The sequence below is a fragment of the Rhodococcus sp. C3V genome, from assembly GCF_029269915.1.
Lineage (GTDB): Bacteria > Actinomycetota > Actinomycetes > Mycobacteriales > Mycobacteriaceae > Rhodococcus_F > Rhodococcus_F qingshengii.
Genome location: NZ_JARJBE010000016.1, coordinates 28,815 through 51,324, shown reverse-complemented (window position 1 = coordinate 51,324; position 22,510 = coordinate 28,815). Strand labels below are relative to the sequence as shown.

At 63.7% G+C, this 22,510-nt stretch carries 18 protein-coding genes; 9 read left to right on the top strand and 9 right to left on the bottom strand.

Translation table 11 applies throughout. The features are described 5' to 3' along the window. The first annotated feature begins 11 nt into the window (after positions 1-11). Entirely contained in the window at positions 12-791 is a 780-nt protein-coding gene (locus P3G66_RS28465) for a DUF4190 domain-containing protein (protein WP_003941240.1), read from the top strand. Between the two features lie 6 nt (positions 792-797). On the opposite strand, the gene P3G66_RS28460 is transcribed toward P3G66_RS28465, so the two are convergent. Then, a complete protein-coding gene (locus P3G66_RS28460) occupies positions 798-4,640 on the bottom strand; it encodes a helix-turn-helix domain-containing protein (RefSeq protein WP_276117428.1) in 3,843 nt (1,280 codons plus the stop codon). Positions 4,641-4,826: 186 nt separating this feature from the next. Here P3G66_RS28460 and P3G66_RS28455 point away from each other — a divergent pair, with 186 nt between their 5' ends. After that, positions 4,827-5,126: a LuxR C-terminal-related transcriptional regulator gene (locus P3G66_RS28455; protein ID WP_003941253.1), complete on the top strand. Its 300-nt coding sequence runs from the start codon at positions 4,827-4,829 to the stop codon at positions 5,124-5,126. 2 nt (positions 5,127-5,128) lie between these two features. Here the strand turns inward: P3G66_RS28455 and P3G66_RS28450 are convergent, their stop codons facing one another. From P3G66_RS28450 to P3G66_RS28440, 3 genes are all read right to left on the bottom strand, one after another. Further along, complete coding sequence (locus P3G66_RS28450) at positions 5,129-6,706, bottom strand: glycosyltransferase 87 family protein (RefSeq protein WP_065456454.1); 1,578 nt, start codon at positions 6,704-6,706, stop codon at positions 5,129-5,131. A 39-nt stretch (positions 6,707-6,745) separates the two neighbouring features. Next, on the bottom strand, positions 6,746-8,893 hold the full coding sequence (locus P3G66_RS28445) for a transglycosylase domain-containing protein (RefSeq protein ID WP_007735524.1): 2,148 nt from the start codon (positions 8,891-8,893) through the stop codon (positions 6,746-6,748). Between the two features lie 562 nt (positions 8,894-9,455). Beyond that, positions 9,456-9,875: a DUF5318 family protein gene (locus P3G66_RS28440; RefSeq protein ID WP_042448217.1), complete on the bottom strand. Its 420-nt coding sequence runs from the start codon at positions 9,873-9,875 to the stop codon at positions 9,456-9,458. A gap of 128 nt (positions 9,876-10,003) precedes the next feature. Between P3G66_RS28440 and P3G66_RS28435 the strand changes: the two genes are divergently transcribed. From P3G66_RS28435 to P3G66_RS28410, 6 genes are all read left to right on the top strand, one after another. Continuing rightward, positions 10,004-10,843, top strand: coding sequence for a DUF1707 domain-containing protein (locus tag P3G66_RS28435; protein ID WP_276117427.1), 840 nt, complete (start codon positions 10,004-10,006; stop codon positions 10,841-10,843). A 9-nt stretch (positions 10,844-10,852) separates the two neighbouring features. Then, positions 10,853-11,674 (top strand): DUF1707 domain-containing protein, encoded by an 822-nt coding sequence (locus tag P3G66_RS28430; RefSeq protein WP_276117426.1) that lies wholly within the window; start codon positions 10,853-10,855, stop codon positions 11,672-11,674. Between the two features lie 9 nt (positions 11,675-11,683). Next, a complete protein-coding gene (locus P3G66_RS28425; protein ID WP_054827438.1) occupies positions 11,684-12,454 on the top strand; it encodes a DUF1707 domain-containing protein in 771 nt (256 codons plus the stop codon). Between the two features lie 116 nt (positions 12,455-12,570). After that, positions 12,571-13,134: a PadR family transcriptional regulator gene (locus tag P3G66_RS28420; RefSeq protein ID WP_003946014.1), complete on the top strand. Its 564-nt coding sequence runs from the start codon at positions 12,571-12,573 to the stop codon at positions 13,132-13,134. Then, positions 13,127-14,230, top strand: coding sequence for an inositol-3-phosphate synthase (locus tag P3G66_RS28415; protein WP_003945979.1), 1,104 nt, complete (start codon positions 13,127-13,129; stop codon positions 14,228-14,230). The genes P3G66_RS28420 and P3G66_RS28415 overlap by 8 nt, the downstream gene beginning before the upstream one ends. Positions 14,231-14,374: 144 nt before the next feature. Further along, positions 14,375-15,433: a 2-oxoglutarate and iron-dependent oxygenase domain-containing protein gene (locus tag P3G66_RS28410; RefSeq protein ID WP_223304565.1), complete on the top strand. Its 1,059-nt coding sequence runs from the start codon at positions 14,375-14,377 to the stop codon at positions 15,431-15,433. Between the two features lie 7 nt (positions 15,434-15,440). On the opposite strand, the gene P3G66_RS28405 is transcribed toward P3G66_RS28410, so the two are convergent. Together P3G66_RS28405 and P3G66_RS28400 are read right to left on the bottom strand one after the other, a co-directional pair. Next, a complete protein-coding gene (locus tag P3G66_RS28405) occupies positions 15,441-17,558 on the bottom strand; it encodes an FAD-dependent oxidoreductase (protein ID WP_276117425.1) in 2,118 nt (705 codons plus the stop codon). Positions 17,559-17,617: 59 nt separating this feature from the next. Then, positions 17,618-19,003: a PLP-dependent aminotransferase family protein gene (locus tag P3G66_RS28400; RefSeq protein WP_003945997.1), complete on the bottom strand. Its 1,386-nt coding sequence runs from the start codon at positions 19,001-19,003 to the stop codon at positions 17,618-17,620. Positions 19,004-19,100: 97 nt separating this feature from the next. Between P3G66_RS28400 and P3G66_RS28395 the strand changes: the two genes are divergently transcribed. Beyond that, on the top strand, positions 19,101-19,808 hold the full coding sequence (locus tag P3G66_RS28395; protein WP_162114429.1) for a pyridoxamine 5'-phosphate oxidase family protein: 708 nt from the start codon (positions 19,101-19,103) through the stop codon (positions 19,806-19,808). 65 nt (positions 19,809-19,873) lie between these two features. On the opposite strand, the gene P3G66_RS28390 is transcribed toward P3G66_RS28395, so the two are convergent. The 3 genes from P3G66_RS28390 to P3G66_RS28380 are packed head-to-tail and all read right to left on the bottom strand — an operon-like array spanning position 19,874 to position 22,453. Continuing rightward, entirely contained in the window at positions 19,874-21,112 is a 1,239-nt protein-coding gene (locus P3G66_RS28390; RefSeq protein WP_276117424.1) for an HNH endonuclease signature motif containing protein, read from the bottom strand. A 58-nt stretch (positions 21,113-21,170) separates the two neighbouring features. Next, the gene (locus P3G66_RS28385; RefSeq protein WP_050656912.1) at positions 21,171-21,986 is read right to left on the bottom strand and encodes a slipin family protein; all 816 of its coding nucleotides are present in this window, start codon (positions 21,984-21,986) and stop codon (positions 21,171-21,173) included. Then, complete coding sequence (locus P3G66_RS28380; protein ID WP_007735511.1) at positions 21,983-22,453, bottom strand: NfeD family protein; 471 nt, start codon at positions 22,451-22,453, stop codon at positions 21,983-21,985. The genes P3G66_RS28385 and P3G66_RS28380 overlap by 4 nt, the downstream gene beginning before the upstream one ends. Positions 22,454-22,510: the final 57 nt, after the last annotated feature.

Sequence of the window (22,510 nt, the reverse complement as noted above, 5' to 3'; positions counted from 1 at the left end):
AGATTCACCTCATGAGCGATCAGGGTGGGTACGGGTACCAGGGCAATCAGAATTGGCAGCCGTCTCCGTACGGGCAGCCCGATCCGTACGGCAGGCGGCCGACGAACACACTCGCGGTGCTCGCCCTCGTCTTCGCGTTCCTCATCGCGCCGTTGGGGATCGTCTTCGGGCACATCGCTCGCGGCCAGATCAAACGGACCGGCGAAGAAGGCGACGGACTCGCCCTTGCCGGACTGATCATCGGCTACATCTTCACCGCACTCGGCATCCTGGCCGTGATCGTGTGGATCGCGTTCTTCGGGCTGCTCGCCGCCGCTTTCGGCAACGCCGCCAATGAAGCGAGTTCGCGGAGTCTCACCTATACGACGCCGTACTCGTACTCCACGACCACGACTCGGGCGCCGAGTGCACCCACCACAGCGCCGAAAACGACGACGCCCCCACGCGTCACAACCTCGATCGGACCAGCGCCGACCGTCTCGGGCACCAACCGTCAGGGCTTCATCTCCGGCGGCCCCAGCTGCAACTCCACCAATCCTGCCGTCGCCATCGCCGTCACGACCGGATCACGAATCGTCATCTGCGAAACCGGAGTCGGGCGTTACTACTACAAGGGTCAACGGCTGAGCGACGGCGCCACCATCGAACTCGACGATCCGACGCCCACCGGCAACGGATTCACCGTCACCAACAAGGACGTGACGTACAAGCTCACCTCCGCCGGACTGGTGATCACCGGCAGCGGAGGCGAGCTGGGTCGGGAACCGGCGCTCGAGTTCTGGATGAACTGAAGCGCGTCAGCCGGCACACGGATCCTGATAGGGAACACCGGGCAGGTACCGCTCCCATTCGGCTTCCGTGATGGGAGATCCTGCGGTGCGGCACAATCGATCAACGACGCCGTCGGGGTCGATTCCCCACAAGCGAACGGTCTTGTCCGACCCGCTACCCGCGATCATGTCACTCTCGCCGGCGAACTGAGCGTCGTTGACGCGACCCGGGTAGGCGGACAGCGTCGCAAATCGTGTTGCCTGCGAGGGAGTCTCGATGTCCCAGAGCCAGACGGTTCCGTCGCCGACACCGGCAGCGAGCCGATCACCGGCGCGGTTGAACGAGATCGAATAGATTGCGCCCTCGGGGCCGACGAGACGAGCGAGTTCCTCGGGTGCCGACGGTGTGCGTACGTCCCACACGGCGACACCGTGATCCGCACTTCCAGCGGCCAACAGCGTTCCGTCGGCGCTGAAAGACACTGCTAATGCGTAGCTTTCGAATCCACCCACCGTCGCCGCCACCCGGGGCGACGCTGCGTTCGACACGTCCCACAGATCCACTTCGTTCTTGGCGTTCGCGATCGCCAAGATGTCGGTGCCCGGTTGAAATGCCATCATCTGCGGGTAAGAGCCGACATCGGTCGACGACAGCAGCTTCGGTTCCGATGGATCGGAAACGTCGACCAACGCAATGCTGTTGTCGTCCTGCGAGGACACCGCCAGCAGATCTCCGGCGGGATTCAACGCGACGACCGCCACGATGCCCTTCACGTACACCGCGGGTTCGCTGTAGATCCGTGGCGACGCCGGATCACTCAGGTCCCAAAGATAGGCACCGCCGCCGCCGGTGCCGCTCACAGCCAGGTTCCCGTCTGCCGACACCGCCGATGCACCGCTGAAAGAGTCGGCCCCTTGCGGTTTCAACTCCGGCATCACCGCGGGGCGATCGAGATCCTCGGTGTTCCACGCCAACATCGCGCCACCCCTGGCACCGACGCCGGCCACCAGACGCGAGCCGTCCGCGGCAAAGGGACTGGTGAAGATCGTGTCCCGAGCTCCCGCCCAGACCGGACCCGGAAGAGCCCACACGCGAGTCACACCGTTGAGTCCCCCGGTGACCAGATTGCGGCCGTCATCGCTGTAGTCGACGGTGGTCACCGCCCCACTGTCCGGAAGTGTTTCGATCAATGCCCCGGTTCGGGGGTCCCACACGCGCACGGAGTTGTCGGAACTTCCTGCGGCAAGACGTGTTCCGTCTTTGCCGTAGTTGAGTTCGTTGACGTAGCTGGAAAATCCCGTCAGTGCCGGCAGGGGAGTGGGGCGCGCCGGATCGCTCATGTCCCACCGAACCACCTCCCTGCCAGTGGTTCCCGCCGCGAGCTCGCGTCCGTCCGGACTGAAGGCGACGCCGAGGTAGTGGACGGTGGTGCCGTTGGGCTCGGTCGCGAAGATCGGCGCCGATTCCTCACCCCACTTCGCGACGTCCCACACGCGCAGAGTCGCTTGACGCCCGCCCGCCACGAGGAAACGTCCGTCGGGGCTGAACGTCGCGGTGACAATGCCGTCAGCTGGATGCGGAAGAGCAGGCAAAGCAACGGCATTCGTGGAGGTGTCGATGTTCCATCGCAGAACGTCGGGCGTCGAGGTACCGGCGACCAGCTTGGTTCCGTCTGGGCTGAACTCCATGTCCTGCACTACGCGTTCACCGTCGACGGGAAGTGTTCCACGGACCGGATTCTTCGGGTCCGACACATCCCAGAGTGCAGCGCCGCCGGCACCACCGGTCGCAAGGAGCCGTCCGTCCGGGCTGTAGGCGACGGCAAAGAGGGCCGTGCCCTCCGAGACTCCGAGGAACTCCGCCTGCGGAACAGCTGAGGCAACACCGTCCACCATCGGATAAAGCCTGACTTTTCCGTCCGAACCACCCACCGCCACAACAGTTCCAGCTGGGTTGATCCGGGCCTTCATCGCGCCGGGCGGCCCGATGATGCGGGTAGCCGAATGAACGCCCGACGCATCCAGCAACGCCGAGCGGGCTTCGGTCGTTTCGTTGACCGCAAATGCCGCCAGAGCAAGCTGCGACGCCAGCGACGGATCCCGCTCACGCATCCTGATCGACTCGGTGGCCACCTGACGCGACATCGCCTCGTCGCGCGCGGTATCTGCTTGGACACGTTGACGATTGGCGCCGATACCGGCGACGGTGGCAACCACCGCCAACACCAGAGCGATCACCGACGCGGCTGCCAGCGCAGTCACGAGCCGTCGTAGCACGCGTGTACGTCGGCGATCGGCAAATTCCTGCTGATCACGATGCTCGATGCTCGCGGCGAGGTACTCCCGCTCGGTGGCATTGAGGTCGGCGGCGCGGGTCCGACTCGGTTCCAGTGGGAGCCCGAGTTCGCCCGAACGCAGCCATTCTTCCGTCAGATGAAGACGTGCGGGTCCGAGCAGCGCACCGGGGTCGCGTCCACTGTCTTCCCACACCTGCGCCGCGTAGGTGAACCGGCGATGCACCGCCAGGCCGGCGCGGTCCGAGTCGATCCAATCGCGAAGCCGACTCCACGCGGACAGCAAGACCTCGTGCGAAACCTCGACGGTCTCCTCGTCGACGGTGAGAAGGCGGCACAAGGCGAACCGGTCGATGACGGTATTCACGTCGTCGACGTCGTCACCGAGGAAGAGTTCGGTGCGCGGTGCCCGCCGACGCGTCTGCGTCACTTCGTCGACGTTGACCAATCGCAGGAAGATCCTGCGCGCCAACTGCTGCTGCCTCTCTGTGAGCTCGCCGTACACTTCCTCCGCGCTTTGCTGGACAGCTCCGGCGATCCCGTCGGTGGCGTAGTAATCCGAGACGGTCAGAGTTTTACGCGTCGACCGTTGCCAGGTCCCCAACAGTGCGTGTGACAGCAAGGGCAAAGCTCCGGGGTCGCTCGCCGTGCGCGAGCCGCGTGGTGTCAGCTCGGAGACCAGAACCTGAACCAATTCGCTCTGCACGGTCATCCCGGCCTTGACCGCCGGCTCGACGATCACCTCGCGCAATTGTTCGTCGGTCAGTGGCCCGACCACCATCGGCGAATCGTCGAGCAGCGGCACCAAAAGCGGTTCCTCCGCCGCGAGCCCGTAGAAGTCGGCGCGCATTCCGATGACGGCGATGGTGTTCTCACCGAGTTCCGCGAGTGTCCGCAGTATTTCCTCGCGCCGATCACCATCGCACTGCGTCCACAGTTCCTCGAACTGGTCGAGGATCAAGACCGTTGGTTCGTCGGAAATCGACGACGGGATTCCTCCTGTACCCGGCTGCAGGGTTTCCACCCGCCAACCGTCGAACCGTGGATCGTCCCCGGCAACCTTGGGGGCGAGCCCGGCCCGCAGCAAAGACGACTTACCCGATCCGGAAGCACCGATCACCATGAACTGACGGCGGCCGACACCCCGTATCGCCGACGCCACCCGCTCGACCAAGTTGGCAGTGAGTTCGTCTCGACCGAAGAACCACTCGGCATCCTCCTGCCGGAACGACTCGAGACCTCGATACGGAACGGTGGCGTCGCCGCGTCGTCTGGCCGTCAGCTGTCTCACTCGTTGCACCGCACTGATCCAGCGCTCCCGCTCATCCTCGGAATCGACGCCGCAGGCCTCGAGGAGCGCGAAAAACATCGGGGTACTCGCCGGCGTCGGCAGGTGTTGGCCGGCAAACCATCCGCTGACGGTTCCGTGCAAACCACCCGAACGCTCGACGGCTTCGCGGACCGTCAGTCCGGCTGCGTTCCGCAGTGCAGTGAGCGTCTCAGCAAACTGCCCACGCGACTCGATCCGGGCGGGATCGACCTGATTGTGCGTACCGGCTTCCGCCTTCGAGTTCATAGCGACGCACTCTATCGGAGCAGGTAGGGGATTTGTCCGTTGTATGGACTCTGTATCGAGAGAGTTGCACCCGTTCCACTGAGACACCTCGATCGAAATACTCGTCTCAGTCGCACCCTGAGCCAGCAGCCCTTCTGCAAATACGGCAGTCGACGCCCATCCCCTCCGTCGAAAGGCGCTACTCGCATGTCTTCAATCGGCATTTCTCCGAAGATCGAGGCAAACGTGTCCCGAGTCGGCAACCCCAAGCACGGCAAGCACAAGCCGAAGCTGAGCGTCCGTGAGATCGAAGTACTTCTTGCCTGGCTACGTTCGGATTCCAAGTCCGAGGTCGCCGAGACACTCGGCCTACGCGTCTGCACCGTCAACACACACATCACTCGGATCCGCACGAAGTACAGCGACGTCGGGCGGCCGGCTCCCACGAAGGCAGCGTTGTTCGCCCGCGCGGTTCAGGACGGGTACACCACCCTCGACGAGTGGTGACCTCAGACCGCGACGGTTTCCGGTTCCTTCGCCTTGGACGGCTTCAACCAACCGGGTAGCCAGGCGGGTTGTTTGTCCGGTGCTTGATCGAGAACACCGCCCGCCGGATCGTCGATGAACCCGTACCGCACGAGATCCTCCGACGGCCGGTAGATCTGCCGGAGCACCAGCGCGCACAGAACGAGTACCGCGATGTCCCGGATCACGACGGTTCCGGTGAACCACTGCTCGGGCAGCCCCTTGTTGGACACACCGAGGTAATACATCATTCGTGGAACCCAGACCAGGGCGTCGATGGTCATCCACGCGAGCAGGAGTCTGCGGTGCGGCAAGGCCAACACGGCCAGCGGCACCAGCCACAGAGAATACTGCGGGCTCCACACCTTGTTCGTGAGCAGGAAGCCCGCCACCAACAGGAAGCACAGCTGCGCAACTCGCGGACGACGCTGCGCCGTCAGGGCGACGTATCCGACACCGATGCAGACGGCCACGAACAAAAGCAGAGAGACGGCGTTGAGATTCGACGGCGACTCACCCTGTGCGAGAGGACCGTCGAGGCCCTTCCACGACGTGAACGACGCGATCACGTTGTAGAGCGAATCCGGATCGGCCCCGCGTTCGGAGTTGAGCCGGAAGAACTCGTACCAACCATGGGGGTACAGAGCGGCAATGGGCAGGTTCACCGCAAGCCATGCCGCGACCGCGCTGAGAGCGGTCACCAGCCAGTCCCTCGTCTTGCCCGCGCGCAGACACAGGACCAAGAGCGGTCCCAGTAGGAGCAGCGGGTAGAGCTTTGCGGCGCCGCCCAGGCCGAGCAGGATTCCCGCGAGCACGGGCCGCTTGCGTGCCCACGCCAACAACCCACCCGCCGCGAACGCCGTCGCCAGAGGATCGAAGTTCGTGAACACGTGCACGATCACCAAAGGGGAGCACGCGATCAGAGCGCCGTCCCACACTCGTCGTCCGGCCAGCAGGGTGCTCGCCCACACGGTGACCAGCCACGCCAACGCCAACCCGAACGCCACGACGTTGAAATAGAGCGCCACCTGAATCGCGCCCGGCAGCCAGGTGATCGAATCCCACGTCTTGGCGACTTTCATCGCGCCGTACTGATAGAGCCCCGAGATGACCGGATACTCCATGTACCGCATCTGGATCGAACCGTCGCCGCGTACTTCTTCCCACGACGTCTTGTACGGGAATGCTCCCTGATCGAGGCGCTCGGCTCCGTACAGCGGAACGGTATCGGAGTAACACATCGCCACGTACTGACGGCTGCCACTCCAGTCGAGGCCGACCTGCCCGCTCTCGCCGACCGGCGCCTGCTGAATACAGCCCGCCTTGGCGAACCAGCCGAAAGCCAAGAACACCACGGCGAGCAGAAGGATCACTCGCATCGGTGTGAAGAAGCGAGTGCGCCCGATCAGTGCGTGACGACCTACCGGACCGCCGACGGTTCCCGACAGCGCAGACACCATCGCGTCGTTGCGACTGGGAACGTCCCGCCAATCCGCCGAACGAAGATCTTCGGCCAGCGGAGCGGGGGAGGTCGGTTCGGCATCATCAGCATTCGCGGCCACTCCGCGAGGTTACCGTCTTTCGAACCGACCACCCTCCAACTACTGGCCGGGGCTCACACCTGCCGGTTCTTCCTCGGTGGTCTCGCCTGCCCCTGGTACCTGTGGCGTGGTTGTCGTCGGCCGGGAGATGCCCGGAATCGGGATCGTGATGCCCGGCAGAACCTCGACCTGCGTCGTTGTCACCACGGGCGGCGGAGTGGTTTCCGTCGTAGTCGGCGCAGTGGTCGGCGGCGCCGACGTCTTGGGCGGTGCGGGAGCCGTGTACTCCGGAACACCACCGGCTTGACCGTTGATCTTGCCCGGCGTCGGGAACTTCTCGTTGTCGGTGCCCTCGAGGGCGCCGTCCATCGTGTCCTTCCAGATGTCCGAAGGCAGACCCGAGCCGTAGATCATCGCGCCGCCCGAGTTGGTGATCGCTTCACCGTCGGGAGTTCCGACCCAGACCGCGGTCGAGAGAGACGGCGTGTAGCCGACCATCCACGCGTCCTTGTTGGCTCCGGTGTCACCGAGCTGCGCAGTACCTGTCTTCGACGCCGACAGACGTCCGCCGGCCAGGTTGTGGCCGCGCGAGTACGCCGCGATCGGCTGCATCGCAGCCGTCACGTTGTCCGCCACGGCAGCGTCGATGCGGTCTTCACCGGCGGGCGCGCCGCGGTCCAGCAGCACGGTGCCGTCGGCCGCGACGACCTTCTGCACGAAGTGCGGTGCGTGATACGTACCGGACGCGGCGAGTGTCGCGTACGACGACGCCATGTCGAGCACGCGGGCCTGGTACTGGCCGAGCACGATGCCGTTGTTGGGGCCGGAACCGTCGGCCTCGGTGAGCGACGGGCCGACGCCCGGGATGTCCTTCGGGATGCCTGCCTTGTGAGCGATGTCCGCGATTTCCTGCGGGCCGTTGCCGTCGAGGCTGAGCATCTGACGGTAGAAGCTGGTGTTCAGCGAACGCTTGAGCGCCTCTGCGATGGTGCAGGTGCCGCAGCTTTCACCTTCGACGTTGCCGATGGAGATGCCGTTGACGGTCAGCGGTGAGCTGTCGTACATCTGCGAGAGCGGGATTCCCTGATCCAGGGCGGCTGCGAGGCCGAACACCTTGAACGAGGAACCGGTCTGAAGTCCGGCATTCGCGAAGTCGTATCCCGCGCCGTCCTCACCGCCGTAGTACGCCTTGACGGCTCCGGTCTTCGGATCGACCGAGACAACTGCGGTACGCAGGTTCTCCGGCTCACCCTCCATGTTGGAACGGGCTGCCTCGACCGCTGCGGCCTGAGCCTGCGGGTCGATGGTCGTGGTGATCTGCAAGCCCTCGGTGTTGAGCAACTGCTCGCTGATTCCAGCGTCGCCGATCTCCTTGAGCACCTGACGCTTGATCAGGCCTTCGGGTCCGGTCGAGCCCTGGCTGCTGTTGTCGACCTGGGCGAGCGGGATGTAGGCGGGGTACTGCATCGGCGTGCGCGCGGCCTGATCCAGCGTGCCGGCGGACACCATGCCGTCGAGCACGTAATCCCAACGGGACTTCGCGCCTGTCGGGTTGGTCTCGGGATCGAGGAGCGACGGAAGCTGGATCGACGACGCCAGGACGGCGCCTTCTTCGATGGACAGCTGGTCGACGGGCTTACCGAAGTAAGCCTTGGATGCTGCGCCGATGCCGTATGCGCCGCGACCGAAGTAAATGGTGTTCAGATACGCGGCGAGGATGTCGTCCTTGGACCACTCGTTGGCCATCTTCGAGGAGATGACGAGTTCCTTCATCTTTCGCGTCAGCGAACGCTCCGAGCCGACAAGCGCCTTCTTGACGTACTGCTGCGTGATGGTCGAGCCACCACCGGCGCTGTCGCGACCGAGGACGTTGTCTCGGGCCGCGCGTGCGAAACCGGAGATCGAGAAGCCCGGGTTCGAGTAGAAATCGCGGTCCTCTGCGGCCAGAACAGCGTTGCGAACGTGCGGCGGTACCTGATCGAGCGAGACCTCGACGCGGTTGCCATCTGGCGGGACGACAGTGCTGATCACCGTGGTGCCGTCGGCGGCAAAGACCGTCGCCACCTGATTGGTCTTGAGGTCACCGGGCTTGGGGACGTCCTGCACGATGTACGCCGCCATGAAGGCAAGGACGGGCAGAACAAGACCGAGCGCCACCAAGACGTAGGCCGAGCGGCGAACTGTGCGCCACTTGGACTTCTTCTTCACGGTGCTCTTTCTTCCCTTCGGGGGTTGTCCGTCGTTGCCACCGCCACCGGAGCCACCTGTCGGTGGCTTCGTCGGTGGAGGTCCGACCGGCGGGCGGGTGCCCGCGTTGCTACGGGTGGTCGCTGCTGCTGCCGCGACGCGCTGGGTCGGTTCGTTCGCCTGAGCGCCTACGGCGCGATCTCGAGGCGGCGGGCCGGCAGGTCGGCCTTGCGGCGGACGACCCTGAGGAGGGGGACCGGCGGGGCGGCCCTGAGGAGGCGGGCCCGAAGGTCGGGCTTGCGGCGGACGACCCTGGGGCGGGGGTCCCATCGGACGACCTTGCGGCGGACGACCCTGAGGGGGCGGACCCATCGGAGGGCGTCCCTGCGGTGGTGGGCCCATGGGACGTCCCTGCGGCGGACGACCCTGAGGAGGTCCGGCGGGACGGTTGGGACCGACGGGACGGCCACCCGGGTTGTTGCCGCCCGGGTTGTTGTTGCTGGGGGAACTCACGAATCAAATCTCCAGTGGTCACGGACCGATCACGTGCAGACTTCGATCGGGCCCTTCTTCGGGTGTGGCGTTACTCGCTGGCGGTGCGCCGGCTTGGTGGGCGTGCTCGCCGCGGTCGCGGCGGCGCAGGTACTGCGCCGAGCACATAGGACTGCACCAAGTGGTTCCAACTGCAGGTACGGCACACCTCTACAACGTGCACCGTGAACTCCTCTGCTGTTTCCGCAAGCCGAGCGAGCTCGTCCGAGGTTCGGGCCGATCCCGAAACCTGACCGAGCTTGTCGCCGAACACCCAGGACACGAGCGTCAACTGTTCCTTGCGGCAAATGGGGCAGACGACGTCGCTGCCCCGGCCGTGGAACTTCGCGGCTCTGAGTAGGTACGGATCGGCGTCACACACCTGCTTGACGTCGGTCCGACCCGCAGACACTTCGGCCAGCACAGACCGACGCGCGAGCGCGTAGTCCACAACTTGCCGCTGTATCCGCACCTGACCAGCGTACGTGCGTCCGTGCCGCGACGGACGGTTCGGGAGGGTCACGATGAACACATTTCGGGGGCTGGGGGCATGGCGACCAGCCATTACGATCACTTCCTGTGAAGTCTTCTCGTTCTCCGATGACGCGTGCTCGTGATCTTGATCGCGTCGAAACGTGCAATGTGTTGGACGCCGCGTACGCCGAAGGGCAGTTGAGCGCGGAGGACTACTTCGACCGGACCGAGAAGGCGAAGTCCGCGAAGACCCTGCTCGCACTCGCACGCCTGGTCAACGATCTGCAGGTGCCGAAGATCGAGACCAAAACGGTGCCTCGGACGTCGACGACACGAAAGGCCGTGTTCGTCGGTGCTGCTGCTCTGATCGTCGTCGGAGCGATCGCAGCAGTGGCGTGGAGTCGGTCACCGTTGACGCCCTCGGAAGACATCACTGCCAGTTATGCCAGCACTACTTCCCTCGCTCCGCCGTTGCCGACCACCACCCCGGTGCCGGAGCCGACCGTCGAACCGATCCTGATCGCACACATCGACACGTTGACCCCGGAAGGAATCGGCGCATTCATCGAGAGGTATCGAGACGAGTACGGCGACATGTTCGTCGACAGCGCGAGCTTCCACGAGAAGCATTCTTCGGTCCAACGCGCAGCACCCGGTGCACCGGCTCAGACCCAGCGCATCAGCTTCTGGGGTGGATTCCAGATCGAGCCGAACAACACCCCTCGCAGAAGCGATCAGCCGACGTTCGACCTCGGCTCCATCGAGATCGACAAACTCACGCCGTTCATGGAAAACATCGGCGAATTCATCAAAGTGCCGGACGCGACGATCACCGCCGTGATCCTCGACGCGAACTACGGTGTCCCGGAGATCGCGATCTACGCGGAGAACATCCGCGGCGAGGATGGACGCATCGAGGTCACCCCGTGGGGCGAGATCTCTCGTTCCTACCCGTACGGGAGCTAGGGTGAGCCGGTGAGTGGGTCCCCGACTACTACCTCTACGCGCACCCGCGCGCGCGACGTCGACCGTTCCGACACCTGCGCCGTTCTCGACTCCGCCCTGTCCGACGGACAGATCACGGCGGACGAGCATGCAAACCGAACGGCATCGGCCATGACCGCGACCACCCTCGGCCAGCTCGATCTGCTGGTCCGCGATCTGCAGAAAGCAACGCTGCGCAACGCCGTCGCCAAAGTTCGCCGTATCGACAAGATCTGGTACCTCGCAGCCGCATCGACTATCTTCGCCGGCCTGATCGGGTACCTCACCTTGTCCGCCGACCCTTCACCCCCACCGCCTCCACCGGCTGCAGCCGAACCGGTCGAACCGCTTGCCCCCATTGTGAGTTCGACGCTGAACACGGTCACTGCAAGCGGGATCGGGGAATTCATCACCAGATACAGCGCCAAGTACGGCACGACGCTGATCGATTCCGCCAACTTCTACGACGGCCATGCAAGCGTCACTCGCGCCGCCGCTGTCTCGCCGAATCTGGAGGAGGACATCGACTTTCGTGGAGGTTTCACACCAAGCGAGAGCTCCACATCCCGGGCGGCCAGCACGACTACCTTCGACCTCGCCTCGGTCGACATCGACAAACTCGCCGGATACCTGGCCGGAGCGTCCGCCAATCTCAACGTCCCCGACGCCAAGGTCTCACACATCAGCATGAGTTCGTCGGGCCAAGATCCACGTATTTCCATCTACGTGGACAACGAACTCGGCGCGAGCGGTTCGATGGAGCTGACCCCGGATGGCCGCCCGATCCGCTTGTCTCCCTTCACTCCTCGATAGGCCCCGGACATGCCGAACGATCTGACCAGGACCACCCGCGCTCGCAATGCCGATCGCGAGGCTACCTGCGCAGTGCTGGACTCCGCCTTCGCCGACGGACAACTCACGGCGACCGAGCACGACGAATTGACCGAACTCGCCGCGGTGGCAGTCACTCTCGGCGATCTCGAAGATTTGACGTCCGATCTGCAGACCGAGGCGTCCCTACCCATTCTTCGGAAAGAACCTTCGCTCGACACGCGTTGGATCGCCGTTGTGATCATCGCGCTGTCACTGGTCTCGGCTGTCGGTTTCGGAATCAAATACGCCGCGTCCGACGTCACGATCTTCTCGAGCCCCGAGCCACAGTTACACACCGTCGACGGCCTGGGGGCGATGTTCCATGCCATCGAAACGGAGTACGGCAGCGGACTGGTCGACGAGATGACCATCTATCCCACTTATGCACGCGTAACGCGCGCCGATCCTGCCGCGCCGCGCAAGAGCCTGGACAGCTACTACCGAGGCGACCTCGAGGACACGACTTCAGGAGGATCACGCGAACCCGACGTGACACAGATCGACGTCAGACAGCTCGATCCTCGCATCGTGATCGCCCTGCTCGACGGCGCCGGAACAACGACGTCGGTGCAAAATCCGACCACTCGGTACGTCTCTGTCGACAGCACCGAAAATGTTCCGACCATCCAGATTCACGTCGGCAACGACCTCGACGAGAGCGGGTACCTGACCGCTGCCCTCGATGGCGAAATCATGTCGATCTACCCGTTCACCCCCTGATCTAGCCGTGACACCTTGGTACACGTATCGGGCCGCAGTGTGGTTTTATATATCGGCGCGATATAGTTGGTTATCGCATCAAGCGGTTAGGTTCAACGACTCGGGAGGTTTGTCAGTTGCTCGAACTCGCAATCCTCGGGCTGCTCCTCGAGTCACCGATGCACGGATACGAGCTGCGTAAGCGGCTCACTGGTCTGCTCGGCGCATTCCGCGCGTTCTCGTACGGATCGCTGTACCCGGCATTGCGGCGCATGCAAGCCGACGGATTGATCTCAGAAGACGTCGACACTGCCACCGGCACGCTCAAGCGTCGGGCGCGTCGCGTCTACCAGCTCACTCCGGAAGGTCGGCAACGGTTCACCGAACTGGTCGCCGACACCGGGCCGCAGAACTACACCGACGACGGTTTCGGCGTTCACCTCGCCTTCTTCAGCCGCACCCCCGCAGAAGCGCGGATGCGGATCCTCGAAGGCAGGCGACGCCAGGTCGAGGAGCGCCGTGAGGGGCTCCGCGAGGCCGTCGGTCGGGCCAGCGGATCGCTGGACCGCTATACCCGTCAGCTCCATCAGCTCGGACTCGAATCGAGTGAACGCGAAGTGCGTTGGCTCAACGAATTGATCGCAGCCGAGCAATCGACAACAGGAACATCCCGGAAAGAAGGAGAACCCGACCATGGGTGAGAACAGCACCGCGGTGCGCGTAGCCATTGTGGGCGTGGGTAACTGCGCCTCGTCCCTGGTTCAGGGCGTCCACTACTACAAGGATGCCGACGAGACCCAGACGGTCCCCGGCCTCATGCACGTCAAGTTCGGTAAGTACCACGTCCGCGACGTGCAGTTCGTCGCTGCGTTCGACGTCGACGCCAAGAAGGTCGGCTTCGACCTCTCCGAGGCGATCCTCGCGAGCGAGAACAACACCATCAAGATCGCCGACGTCCCGCCCCTGGACGTTCCCGTTCAGCGTGGCCCGACCCTCGACGGCATCGGCAAGTACTACGCCGAGACCATCGAGCTGTCCGACGCCGAGCCCGTCGACGTCGTCAAGGCACTCAAGGACGCTCAGGTCGACGTCCTCGTCTCCTACCTGCCCGTCGGTTCCGACGACGCTGACAAGTTCTACGCACAGTGCGCGATCGACGCAGGCGTGGCATTCGTCAACGCTCTGCCCGTCTTCATCGCTTCCGACCCGGAGTGGGCTGCCAAGTTCAAGGACGCCGGCGTCCCGATCGTCGGTGACGACATCAAGAGCCAGGTCGGCGCCACCATCACCCACCGCGTGATGGCGAAGCTGTTCGAAGACCGCGGCGTCGTGCTGGACCGCACCTACCAGCTCAACGTCGGTGGAAACATGGACTTCAAGAACATGCTCGAGCGTGATCGCCTGGAGTCGAAGAAGGTTTCCAAGACCCAGGCCGTGACGTCCAACCTGACCGGCGCACTTGCCGGCAAGGTTCACGACCGCAACGTCCACATCGGTCCCTCGGACTACGTGGAGTGGCTCGACGACCGCAAGTGGGCATACGTCCGCCTCGAAGGCCGCGCCTTCGGTGACGCTCCCCTGAACCTGGAGTACAAGCTCGAGGTCTGGGATTCGCCCAACTCTGCCGGCATCATCATCGACGCCGTCCGCGCAGCCAAGATCGCCAAGGACCGCGGCATCGGTGGACCGGTTTACCCGGCTTCCGCTTACCTGATGAAGTCCCCGCCGGTCCAGATGGCCGACGACAAGGCTCGCATCGAGCTCGAAGCCTTCATCATCGGAGCCGACGAGGCCTGATTTAGGTTCACGCTGATTCGGGGTCTTGCGCCAACGGCGCAAGGCCCCGATTCTGTTATCCGCAGGGTGTTTCCGCATCCGCGCGGGTAATCACGCCTGCGGCTGCCGAATTGCCGTGCGGGTCCGGGTGCCGCTCAGCGTGGAATGATGGACATCAGAACCATCACACGGATCGAGGACCCCATGTCGATTACGTCGCTGCCAGTGCTCGATCTGTCGCTTGCGCAGAACCCCGACACCGCCGAGCAGTTCCGCACTCAGCTCCGCGAGGCCACCCACGAGGTCGGATTCTTCTACCTGGTCGGCCACGGAATTCCCGACGAACTGCAGCGACGCCTCCTCGACGTCGCCCGCGAGTTCTTCGCGCTTCCCACTGCCGAGAAGCTCGCGATCGAGAACGTCCGCAGCCCGCACTTCCGTGGGTACACCAGGCTCGGCGGCGAACTGACCGAAGGCAAGCAGGACTGGCGCGAGCAGATCGACATCGGGGCCGAACAGCCCGCGGCCGAGCGCACCGACACCTCACCGGCCTGGGAGATCCTGCAGGGCCCCAACCAGTGGCCCGACGCCCTTCCCGAACTTCGCGACGTCATCACCGAGTGGAACGACACGCTCACCTCGATCGCATTGAGCCTCTTACGCGAATGGGCGGTAGCCCTGGGCCAGGATGCGAACATCTTCGACGACGCGTTCGCTCACGATCCGTCGATCCTCATCAAGGTGGTGCGTTACCCGGGCCGCCCGAAAGGTGCCGGCTCCCAGGGCGTCGGCGGACACAAGGACGCGGGTGTGCTGACTCTGCTCTATGTCGAACCGGGCAAGGGCGGTCTGCAGGTCGAGCACGACGGCGACTGGATCGACGCGCCGCCGATCGACGGGGCGCTGGTGGTCAACATCGGCGAACTGCTCGAGGTCGCTACCGGCGGATACTTGAAAGCGACTGTGCACCGGGTAGTTTCACCCGAGGGCGACGGCGAACGTATCTCGGTGCCGTTCTTCTTCAACCCGAACTACGCAGCGCAGATCCCGGAGTTCGACCTACCGCCCGAGCTGGCGGCGCGCGCCACCGGCGTCACCGTGGACGCGAACAACCCGATACACGATTCCTACGGGGCGAATGCCCTCAAGAGTCGACTACGTGCGCACCCCGATGTCGCGGCCCGCTGGTGGCCGGACATCGTTGCGGCACAAAGCGCTACCTGATGCTGAACTACAGATCCATCGCGACTTTCCACGCCGTGTGCATCGCGCCCTCGATGTAGTCGACGTTCACCGCGTCACCGACCACATGTACGTCGGACACGACACCGATCAGAGAATCGGCCAGTGGCGCCTGCGCCGACACTCCCGACGCGACGACAACCATGTCGGCTGGAGCGGTCCGTGTCTTGTCACCGGAACGGAATTCGACGTGCTCCTTGGTGATTCGCTGCACCGTTGAATTGCGGTGAATGTCCACACCGACATGCTTGGCGTGGCGCACCGCCGTCCAGCGGCGCGGCATCGCCATCGGAATACCCAACTGCTGGCCTTCTTCGATCAGCGTCACATTGCGACCTCGCTCGGCCAGGAACTCCGCAAGCTCGAGTCCGACAAGCGAACCACCGATCACGACAACGTCTTTACCCATGGGCAGGAACTTGCGGGTCACAGCTCGGATCGCCGCGGGGCTCTTGGTAATACCGGACAGCTTGCCCAACTTGGCCATCGTCCGCAGGAACGGCGGTACCTGTGAGACGTCTCCAGCTCCGGTCATCAACGCGCGCAACGAATCACCGGTGTGCACGTGCGGCAAGTCGCCGCCCGGAACACTAGGCCGCTCACGGACTGCACCGGTGGCCACGACTACGGCGTCGGGGTTCAGTGCCCGGATCGAAGCAACCGAGACTTCGGTCTTCAGTCGAACATCGACACCGAGACGCTCGATTTCCACTTTCAACCAGCTGAGCAGACGCCCGTTGTCCGGGGTAGTGAGGCTCGAGAACCACAGGGTGCCACCGAGGCGATCGGACTTGTCCAACACCGTGACTCGGTGCCCACGTTCAGCGGCCACGCGGGCCGTCTCGAGACCACCGGGGCCCGCTCCGACCACAACAACGTGTTTCGGAGTGCTGGTCCGAACGAAGGGGAGAAGCGCTTCGTTGCCGAGCGCGGGATTGACAGCGCACAGCGGCGTCTCGTCCCAGAAGTTCTCCTGCACGCAGACGTAGCAATTGATGCAAGGCCGAACCCGCTCGGGTGCACCGTCTTTGAGTTTGTTCACCAACTGTGGATCGGCCAGGAGCTGACGGCCCATTGCGGCGAAGTCCGTGCGACCTTCCGCGATCATCTTCTCGCCAACCTCGGGGAGCATACGTCCGACCGTGATCACGGGGATCGATATCGCCTGCTTGATTCGCGTTGCATTGTCCGTGTAATAGCCGACCTTGTCGGGCAGGGGGCCGTCGGTGAAGTTGGCAAAAGCATTCAGCGCGGTACCGGTGACGTGAATGGCGTCAGCGCCGGCCTCTTCGAACATCTTGGCAGCCGCAGCAGCCTCGTCGACGGTCAGCCCGTCGGTTTCGCCGTACTCTTGACCGGCCAGACGCACGATGACGGCGAGCGCACCGCCGACCTCCTCCTTGACCGCTCGAATGACCTCACAAGCCAGGCGAGCACGGTTCTCCATGGAACCTCCGTACTCATCGCTGCGCTGATTCGTGTATCGACTCAGGAACGCTCCGAGGACGTAGTTGTGGGCACAGTGAATCTCGACGGCGTCGCCGCCCGCCGCCTTCACCCGTCCGGCAGCCTCGGCGAACATGCGAACCAGCCAATCAAGATCTTCCTTGGTTGCCTCGTGGTACGTAGCCCTCTTGCCCTCGTTGATGGCAGCCATCTTGCCCAGTTCTTCTGGCGTGCAATCGGCCATCGCGCTCATGTCACCCGGCGGCTTCGGCGTGGACGGGACCAACTGCGGTCGGCCGTCGAGGGTATCGATGCGCGCCACCTTGCCGTGGTGTGTCATCTGCACACAGAGCTTGCTGCCTGCGTCGTGCACCGCGTCGGCCAGCGCTTTGAGTCCGGGGATGAACCGGTCTTCGGAGAGCCCCGGTTCCTTGCGGCTGGTGCAGCCCAGCGGGTACGCAACAGCGCAGCAACCGGTGATGATCAGACCCGTTCCACCGGCCGCACGAGACACGAAGTGGTCGATGTCGCCCTTTTCGATTTCCCCGTCTTCACACAGGTTCATGTCCATCGCAGGGAGAACCACGCGATTGGGCACGGTCATCGGGCCGATGGTGCCTGGTGCGAGCAGGTGCGGAAAGGTCTGGCTTCGGATCGTCACGAGCAGACGCTAGAACTGGACCACGCCCATCCGTTGCCGCACTCCCGATCAACGAGACTTCAAGCGCTGTGACGTGCGAGGCACTCGGCTATCACCTCGAGCGCATATTCGAGGTCCGCGGATTCCACCCGTCCGTAGCCGATGACCAATCCGCCGGGGTCTCCGTGCGTTCGGGTGGACTCGACCAGGGTGGGCACTTCGACGCCGTGTTCAAGTGCCTCGCGAGCGACGGTGGCTGCCAGATCCGCGTCGAGCATGAGCGTCGTGTGCATGCCGGCGCCGAGACCCCGCAGTTCACCGAACGATGACAGTGCCTCCTCGACCGCCCGATCGCGCTCGCGGTACCTGCGCCGGGCGGTACGTACCGCTCGATCCCATTCGCCGTCACGGAGCAGGGACAGGAGTGCTTGCTGCAGCGGAACCGACGGGAAGTCGCCGATTCGCTTGCGGTGTACTGCTATGCGGTCGACCAGGTCGAGGGGAGCTACCAACCAGCCCAATCGAATTCCGGCGCCGAGCGTCTTGGCAACCGTTCCGAGATACACCACCCGATCAGGAGCCAACTGGGCAAGCGCAGGCAAAGGCGCTACGTCGTAACGGAATTCGGAGTCGTAGTCGTCCTCGAACAGGACGACGTCGCGGACGCGGGCGAACTCGATCAACTGGTTGCGCCGACCTACCGGAAGCAGCCCACCCGTCGGATACTGATGGGACGGTGTCACATACACGCCACGGACGCTCTCCGACGCAGTTTCGAGTTGGTCGACACAGAGACCATGAGCGTCGACGGGCACGTCGAGCAGCGACCATCCACAGGCTGTAGCGGCCGAGGACGCATACCGGTATCCGGGATCTTCCATCGCCAGAACAGCACCACGGGTACGCAGAGCCGACAGGGCGAGGCCGAGACCATGCGTGGCACCTGAGGTGATCAGGATTCTCTCGGGTTCAACCGACATTCCGCGGGCTCTTGCCAGTAATTCCGATAGTGCCGAACGCAATTCGTAGTCACCCGCAGGATCGGGATCCTCGAAAGGTGGCGGTTTGGACCCGACGTCACGCCACGCCCGCCGCCACGCTGCCGATGCACGCGGTGGCGTCCACGGCACGCCCGGCCGGAGCTGCACCCTGGGTGACATCTTGTCGGCGGCCTTCTTCGGTGTAGTCGTGGGAGTGACCATGGGGGAGGGCGCCTCGGCAACGAAGGTGCCTGAGCCGTGCACAGCGACAAGCCAACCCTCGGCGATCAACTGCTCATACGCCCGTTCCACGACGCCCCGCGCCACCTCGAGCTCCGCCGCCAGCTTCCGGGAACTGGGTAACCTCAGACCCACTGCCGCCTTACCACTGCGGATATCAGCTCTGAGGTGGTCGGCAATCTGGACCGGGAGCGCCCGCCGATCTGTCCGGTCGAGGACGACGGCTACCGCCGAAGGCAGAAACATTCAGAACCCTCCCGGAAGTGGCAAATCGCAGTGGCCTATCGAAGTCTCCACTGATTGGACCATGACTTGAAGCCACTTTGCCACCAGCATTGTCTGCATGACAGATTCCGTTGTCTTTGCTGCCCCTGCTCCTGCCCCCACTGCACCTATTCCGCTGTCCCCGACAGCACGTACGACGCACAAGCGCGCCCGCCACCACGGCGTCGCAGAACGCGCGGCACTCGTCGACGTCTTGCAGTCCGCGAAGCTGTGCCACATGGGTGTGACCGTCGGCGGAGTTCCCATGGTGTTTCCCACCGCCTACGGGTTCGACCTCGACGGCCCCGACCGCGGCGGATCTATTTATGTTCACGGTTCAGTCGCTTCACGGAGCTTGGCTCCCGACAGCGAAATCTGCATCACCATCACGATCCTCGACGGGCTCGTGTTGGCTCGGTCGGGCTTCCACCACTCGATGAACTACCGCAGCGGCGTCATCATCGGATCACCTCGAGTCGTGACCGACGGCGACGAGCGCGTGAAGGCTTTGAATCTGATCGTCGACCAGGTGGTTCCCGGACGTTCCCAACACCTTCGGGATCACACGCGCAAGGAAATGGCGGCAACCATCGTTCTTGCACTGCCGTTGTACGAGGCTTCCGTCAAGGCCCGCACCGGCGGCCCCGGTGACGATGCCGCCGACATCGGTATCGAAACCGTTTGGGCTGGAGTAGTTCCCGCAGCTACGCACTTCGGTGAACCGATCCCGTCCGAGGATCTCGACTCCGGTGTCGCGCTGCCGGAACATATCTCGACGATGCTCTGACCGCACACGCCGTACACACCGGGGCATGGCTATGCCCCGGTGTGTACGTATTCAGTTGCGCCCGTTCAGGCTGCTGTGGGTGGGCTGTTCCCGCCGATCGGATGCTGGTGCGGATCAACAGACATCGGCGGATAGAACACCGATTTCCGATCCGGCCCGATCTCCACCCGCCATTCGGTGTGGTGCATCGTCCGGTGGTGATGACCGCACAACAAGATCAGGTTGTCGAGATCTGTTGGGCCACCATCGTTCCAGTGAACAATATGATGGGCATCGCACCACCCCGACGGAGTCCCGCATCCCGGAAACGCACACCCACCATCACGAACCGCCAACGCCCGCCGCTGGGGTACCGTCGCGGTCCTTGCTTCTTTGCTGCAGTCGAGCGGAACACCGTTCTCGTCCAGGAGGATCCGGGTGACGGTGCAGTCGCACGCCAGCATCCGCGCGGTATCGATACTGATCGGGCCCACCCAATCCGCCCACGCGAACCCCAACTCCTCGGTCGACGGCAGCAAGTCCTTCAACGCTTGGAGGTCGGTCATGTCTTTCGCCGACGCGGTCACCGTGATGTGCGGTTTCACTCCGCCCTCGATCGGACCCAACCCCGCCCGCTCGTACCGCCGCAGTAGTTCGCAAAACCCATCCGCCCGCCGTAGTGCCGGAGTACGCGTGTCCTTCACACCGTCCTTCTCCGGTGTCGGCGCGGACAGGCTCGACAGCAACGTGATCAGACGGGCCCCATTCACAGCATCCAAGTCACCCTTCACAGACACACGCCCGTACAAGCCTTTCGAGGCGTAGAACTCGTTACGTTCGGAATCCTCGCCGACCGGAACACCGTCCTCACGCTTGCCGTACTGCTTCTCGATCCGCCGAATCGCTGCCCGCACCGCATCACAATCGGCGATGTTCTTCGACGCCAAACCCAACAGAATCCCGCGAGCCTTGTCCACATCCGCCAGGGTCATGTTCTTCGGCGGATGCTGACAAAACGACGCCACCTGACGGGCTTTCAACGCGTCCACGTCACCACGGTGAAACGCATCGCCGACAACGGGTTCGAGCATCAACAACCGCGCCAACCCGACCAGCAGACTGCACTCACCGATCTCCAGATTCGTCGAACCATGCAACCACTGCGCGATCGCCCGAAAACCCTTCCCACCGAGAACCTCCCGGGAAAACATCTCCACGATCAGCAACACCATCCGCGACTGCAACTCGTGCCGGACACGCACCAGATCCAGAACCTCACCCTTGAGGTCCTCGCCATCCAGTTGCCACGCATCCCGACTGTCCATGCTCAAAGTTTAATCGAACAAAGTTTCGAATACAAGGGATGGTAACCGAAACTATATGCTAATCAACAACTTTCGCATTCCAGACGAAACGGGCAGGTTCTTGGGTCGCGGGAGTTGCCGCAACTCCGCCACCGATAAAGGGCCGGACAAGATCCAGCGGCAAGGGGAAGACAACGGTGGAGTTGTTCTCACTACCGATCTCGTGAAGCGTCTGTAGATAACGCAACTGCAGGGTGGTCGGATTGCGGCTGATCACCTCGGCCGCCTCGGCGAGCTTGGCCGAAGCCTGAAACTCGGCGTCGGCGTTGATGATCTTGGCTCGCCGCTCTCGTTCGGCCTCTGCTTGCCTGGCGATGGCGCGCTGCATGTTGGCCGGAATCTCGACGTCCTTGATCTCGACGGTCGTGACCTTGACTCCCCACGGCTCGGTCTGCTGATCGATTACCTTCTGCAAGTCCTCGTTGAGCCGTTCACGTTCGGAGAGCAGCGAGTCCAACTCAGCTTTACCGAGAATGGAGCGCAGTGTGGTCTGGGCGATCTGTGAGGTGGCGGCCAGAAAATCCTCGACCTCGACTATCGAACGGTCAGCGTCGACGACCCGAAAGTACGTGACGGCGGTGACCTTCACGGGGACGTTGTCGCGAGTGATCACTTCTTGGACCGGTATCTTCAGCGTGACGGTTCGCAGACTGACCCGCTCCATGCGATCGATCGCCGGCACCAGAATCACCAGACCAGGACCCTTCAAGGTGATCAGTCGACCGAGGCGGAACACCACCGCGCGCTCGTACTCGCGCAGAACTCTCACCGACATGCCCACAAGGACTGCAATCAGCACGACAAACACGGACAACACGACAAGCACGGTGGTCATAGCGGCAGCTCCCACGGTTCACGACGGCGCACTTTCAGAGTCAGGCCTCGAACCTGCTCTACGACGACGGATTCGCCCACGGCAGGCACAGAATCGTCGTACCCGAATTCCATTCGAGCACGCCATAATCCGCCGTCGAGCTCGACCTGACCCTGCGCACCGGTCCAACTGCGAACGGTCGCGTCCGAGCCGACAAGAGATTCCGTCCCCGTACGCACGGGAGCGCGGCGCGCGGTAAGCGCTTTTCGACTCGCTACCGCCACCACGCCCAGGCCGACTACCGCGACCCCCGCCGTCACAGGGATCGCGATCAATTGGCCGATACCGTCGGATGTGAAGAGCATCCAGACGCCGGCACCGATCATGAGTGCTCCAAGCGCACCGAGCACCCCCGCGGTTGGGGCATGCGCCTCGACCACAATCAACAGGACGCCCAGCAACAGGGCAACGACACCGATCGTCGTCATCACTCGTCTCCACGCTCGCGAGGACGCGGTCACGTCGCGTAGCCATTGTGCGATCGC